Below are 4,726 nucleotides of genomic sequence, written 5' to 3' on the forward strand. Positions count from 1 at the left end.
ATGGCCGTGGCCTTTCCCGACCGCTTCGACAAATACCTATAAACCTAGCCCCACACACAAACAACTTGACACGCTCCGGACACAAGATCCGCACAAATAGGGTGTCCACTAAACGAGGGTAACCTCACAATCTACAAGCCCACAAACTGACATTCAGCTAAAAATCCATTAACCTAAACCTAGAAACCTCAAGGAGAAACAACAATATAAGAGGAAACAAGAATGAAATCCCCCACTAAACTCGCAGCAGTAGCAGCCGCAACCGCAGCTCTCATCGCAGGACACACCTCCGCCCTCGCCGCAACACCAGGCAACACCGTCCTCACCGGTGACAGCGTAGTAGCCAACCCAACCGTGCCTGACTACTGGAAGAATAAAGCAAACATCAAAGCAAACACCGGCGTCGGCTGTGTTACAGACGGGGCCATCGCCGACGAAATCGCCAACGCATCCGGCGGCGCACACGTCGACCAGTACCAATGCGCAGGCGCTTCCTTTTCCACCGGCGGTGTACATATCGACAACGCCCTGCGCACCGCAGCTCAACACGGTGACCTCAACCCACAAACCAAAAACGTAGTCATCGTCGCAGGAGCCAATGACACCTATCCCTACGGCCCCGACGTCCAAGCATCAGACCGCGCAATCCGCAACGGCCTCCGCAATGCCATCAACATCGCCCACCACCACGCACCCAACGCCAAAGTCATGGTAGTCGGCTACCCCCACGTCTCTTTCAACAACATGTCCTGCTACAACAGCGGACTCGGCTCATCCAACCCCCTCCCCATTCCGGCCGGCAACACTGCAGGTACCGAGCAGCGCCTACAGAACGCCCTCCGCGAAGTAGCACAACAAAACAACGCCACCTTCCTCGACGCATGGCCAATGTCCGAAGGACACGACGCCTGCTCCCCAGACCGCTGGTGGGTAAACCTCATCGACATCATGCCACCAGCACCAGGCAATCTTCCTCTCCACCTCAATGCCCACGGCACCCACGCCTACGGCCAATTCATCGGACACAACCTCGCTAAGTGACCCAAACAACAAAGATTCCCGTGCAACCCCAAAATGCACGGGAATTTCCCGTCTAACAAGGAAAACACCCATGAAAACCACAAAAATCAACACAGCACTCGCCACCGCAGCACTAACAACCACACTCCTAGCCCCCACCGCACAAGCCCTCCAACCAGGAGACAAATACGTAGCACTCGGCGACTCCTACGCCTCAACCGGAACCATCACACAACCTGTCCCTGGCAGCACCCCAGCCTGCGTCAAAGACCAAGACAACTACCCACACCAACTAGCCAAACAACTCAACCTACAACTCGACGACGCCTCCTGCGCCTGGGCATTCACCTACCAATACGACAACCCCCAACACCACGCACTCCCCTTCACCGCCCCAGCCCCACAAAAACAACACCTCACACCCGACACCAAACTAGTCACCATCACACTCGGAGGAAACGACGCAGGACTAGCCGCCCTCTTCGCAACCTGCACACCACACATCCAAATCCCAGGGCTCCCCGACTGCGCCCCCATCGCAAAACCCATCACCGACGCCAGCATCCACAACCCCGACATCACCGGCCGAAACCTAAAACAACGCCTCACCGACATAGCCAACGACACCAAAAAACGCGCACCCCAAGCCCAAATCTTCTTCACCGGATACTACACAGCAGCCACCCCAGAACACCGCTGCCCCGAAAGCGGCTACCTCTCCCTCAACGACCGCAAATACATCAACAACTTCCTCACCGAAGTCAACAACACCATCCGACAAGCAGCACAAGAAACACACACTAACTACATCACCCCACCAAACGACCCCGAAGGATGGTGCAAACCCCCACACCAACGAAACTCCAACTACTACGGCCTACCCGAACAAAACCTCATCGCCCACCCCACCTCACTAGGCCAAAAACACATGGCCCAAGAAATCGCACGCAACATCCACTAACCCAAACACAGAAGGAGAACAAATGAACACCACCAATAAACTCAACACCACCAAAGAAACCATCCAAGGCATGCAGCACATGCTCAAAATGACCAAACAACGCGGATTCCTAACCCACAACGCACCAGCAAAAGCAAAACTACTAGGCCTCCGCAACATCGCCCGCTACCGCTTCTCCCCCGCAAGCAACCTCGAAACCGCCTACCAAATAGCCCCAAATACCACAGCAATCATTGACGACGACACACAACTCACCTACGCACAACTCCGCCACAACGCACGCAGCCTCGCCCAATGGCTCACAAACTACGCACAGCAACACAACCTCAAACCCCACCAACTCAACTACGGAATCCTAGCCCGCAACTCCTCCGGAGCCGCCACAGCAATCCTCGCCCGCTCCTACAACGGCGCAATAGCCAACATGCTCAACATCCAAGGCTCCCCAGAACAAATCAAAAACCTCATCCAACAAAACAACATCAAACTCATCATCACCGACCCCGAATTCCTCCCCAAAATCCCCCACAACACCGATAAAATCATCATCAACGACACCACAACAACCCCAAACCCAAACCACATCACCCTCAACCACATCACCCAAACCACCCAAAAAATCAAACTCCCCCTCATCCCCAAACAAACCCCCTACATCCTCTACTCCTCCGGCACAACAGGAACCCCCAAAGGAATCCAACGCAAAGAACCCACCTTCCCAGTAACCCTCGGCGCCATCCTCGACAACCTCGACTGGCACGCCAACCAAACCGTCTACATCCCCTGCACCCTCTTCCACACCTGGGGCATCGGAGCCCTCAACATCGCCATCGCAGGAACCTGCACAATGATCATGTCCCGGCACTTCGACCCCGACAAAGGCATGCAAATCATCCAAAAATACAAATGCGACGGCGCCGTAACCTCCCCAATCTTCTACAAAAACATGCTCGACAAAAAATACGACATGAGCAGCCTAAAATGGATAGGCTCCGGCGGAAACAAAGTCACCCCACAACTCGTCCACGACGTAAACCAACACTTCGGACGCCCCATCCTCACCACCATCTACGGCTCCACCGAAGCCGACCTCATCGCCTGCGCTAACCCCCAACAACTCGCCAACGACCCCACCACAGTAGGAACACCAGTAACAGGCGTCCAAGTCACCATTCGCGACCCACAAGGAAACCCCCTACCGCAAGGAAAAACCGGCCAAATCACCATCAAAAGCCCCATGATGCTCACCGGCTACACCAACCCAAACAAGAAACCCCCATACACCCAAGACGGAATGCTACAAATGGGCGACACCGGATACATCGATAACAACAACCAACTCCACGTCCTCGGCCGCTCAGACTCAATGATCATCGTCGGCGGAGAAAACGTCCACCCAGAATCAGTAACAGCAACCATCGAATCAATGCCCGAAATCGCCGAAGCAGCATGCATCGGAGTCGAAGACAAAGACACATTCCAAAGAATCGCCGCCTACGTCGTCACACACAAACCCCACACCCTCACCCCAAAACAAATCCAACAACACGTCGCCCAAAACCTCGCCGACCACTCCATCCCCCGAGATGTCCACTTCATCGACAAACTCCCACGCAACATCATGGGCAAAATCCAAATCAACCAACTAACCAAACTCCACAACCACCCCCACTAAAATTGCACCACCCCCACACACCAACTACGGTAAAATTCACGTACAAAACCAGTACGCAACCATTTCCCCAAACGAAAGGAAAACAAATGATTGCAGACCTCGTAACCAACGCGCAAGAAGCAGCACACGCAGCCATCTCCAACGGCTGGGACACCCTCGAGCAGGCAAGCCTTTTCTTCCGCAAGCTGCCATACCTCATCCCAGACGCACTCAACGAGTTCAACCGCAACATCCTCGGCTTCTAAAACACAAGCCAAAACACCCCCGAGAACACACCTCGGGGGTTTACTCATACCCCCAGGGGCAACCCCCGCCCCACAACTCTCCAACCCACGGGCGACCAAGGCGTTTAGGGTGTGTACGGGTCTGGCCGGTGGGTGAAGTGTCCCAGGTTTTGTTCCGTTTGAGTAGATGGGAAAATCTGGAACATGCCGAGAAATTTTGACCAGGATGCGAAGGACCGTGTGATCCGTCTTGTGGAAGACCGCATCGTGGCGGAAAATATGTCGATGCACCCCGCGTGCCAGGCAGTAGCCCCAAAACTGGGGGTTTCATGGCACACAGCTCGTCAATGGACTTAAAGCCTGCCCGCCGTGCAGGAAACACCCCAGAACCTGTACCTGAAGATTTGGCCGCCGAAAACGCGAGGCTACGCCGTGAAAATCACCAGCTACGCGACACCAATGAACTCCTGAAGGCCGCGTCAGCTTTTTCACCTCACGACCAGGCCCCAAGCCTCGGTTATGATCCGGTTCATCGATAAATACCGGAATCGTTTCTCTGTCGAGTTCATCTGCACTGGCGTTAAAAGAATAACCGGGCTGGCGGGTTTATCACCTCGCGTGGGTATCGCCAATCCAAGGCCCGTGGATTAAGTGCTCGTCGCCTTCGCGATGCTGTTCTAGTTGAACACATTGGTGCTGTTCATCGAGACAATTACGGCGTCTACGGCGTGCGGACAATGTGGCATGCTCTTGACGAACCTGACCCCCATTTGGTGGACACCTGATATCCAGCCCAGTCGGGCTGGCAAGATTGGTAATCTACCACCATGTCCAGGTACTCCGAAC

General features: G+C 54.6%; 4 protein-coding genes and 1 pseudogene. All 5 read left to right on the plus strand.

Going from position 1 to position 4,726, the window contains the following annotated elements; translation table 11 throughout:
• The first annotated feature begins 222 nt into the window (after positions 1 to 222).
• The 5 genes and pseudogenes from ABRP95_RS11810 (at position 223) to ABRP95_RS11830 (ending at position 4,237) form a co-directional block, all read left to right on the plus strand.
• On the plus strand, positions 223 to 1,041 hold the full coding sequence (locus tag ABRP95_RS11810) for a GDSL-type esterase/lipase family protein (RefSeq protein WP_284769968.1): 819 nt from the start codon (positions 223 to 225) through the stop codon (positions 1,039 to 1,041).
• 70 nt (positions 1,042 to 1,111) lie between these two features.
• Complete coding sequence (locus ABRP95_RS11815) at positions 1,112 to 1,981, plus strand: SGNH/GDSL hydrolase family protein (RefSeq protein WP_284783757.1); 870 nt, start codon at positions 1,112 to 1,114, stop codon at positions 1,979 to 1,981.
• Between the two features lie 22 nt (positions 1,982 to 2,003).
• On the plus strand, positions 2,004 to 3,656 hold the full coding sequence (locus ABRP95_RS11820) for an AMP-binding protein (RefSeq protein ID WP_284783758.1): 1,653 nt from the start codon (positions 2,004 to 2,006) through the stop codon (positions 3,654 to 3,656).
• Positions 3,657 to 3,742: 86 nt separating this feature from the next.
• Positions 3,743 to 3,901 carry a hypothetical protein gene (locus tag ABRP95_RS11825; RefSeq protein WP_284792230.1) on the plus strand — a complete coding sequence of 53 codons (159 nt, stop codon included), beginning with the start codon at positions 3,743 to 3,745 and terminating at the stop codon, positions 3,899 to 3,901.
• A 137-nt stretch (positions 3,902 to 4,038) separates the two neighbouring features.
• A pseudogene (locus tag ABRP95_RS11830) lies at positions 4,039 to 4,237 on the plus strand (hypothetical protein).
• Positions 4,238 to 4,726: the final 489 nt, after the last annotated feature.

This window comes from Corynebacterium sp. KPL2895, from assembly GCF_040225815.1.
GTDB lineage: Bacteria > Actinomycetota > Actinomycetes > Mycobacteriales > Mycobacteriaceae > Corynebacterium > Corynebacterium rhinophilum.

Coding starts and splice junctions, on each gene's coding strand:
- ABRP95_RS11825 (WP_284792230.1), top strand. CDS start 3,743: ATGATTGCAGACCTCGTAACCAACGCGCAAGAAGCAGCACACGCAGCC.
- ABRP95_RS11810 (WP_284769968.1), top strand. CDS start 223: ATGAAATCCCCCACTAAACTCGCAGCAGTAGCAGCCGCAACCGCAGCT.
- ABRP95_RS11820 (WP_284783758.1), top strand. CDS start 2,004: ATGAACACCACCAATAAACTCAACACCACCAAAGAAACCATCCAAGGC.
- ABRP95_RS11815 (WP_284783757.1), top strand. CDS start 1,112: ATGAAAACCACAAAAATCAACACAGCACTCGCCACCGCAGCACTAACA.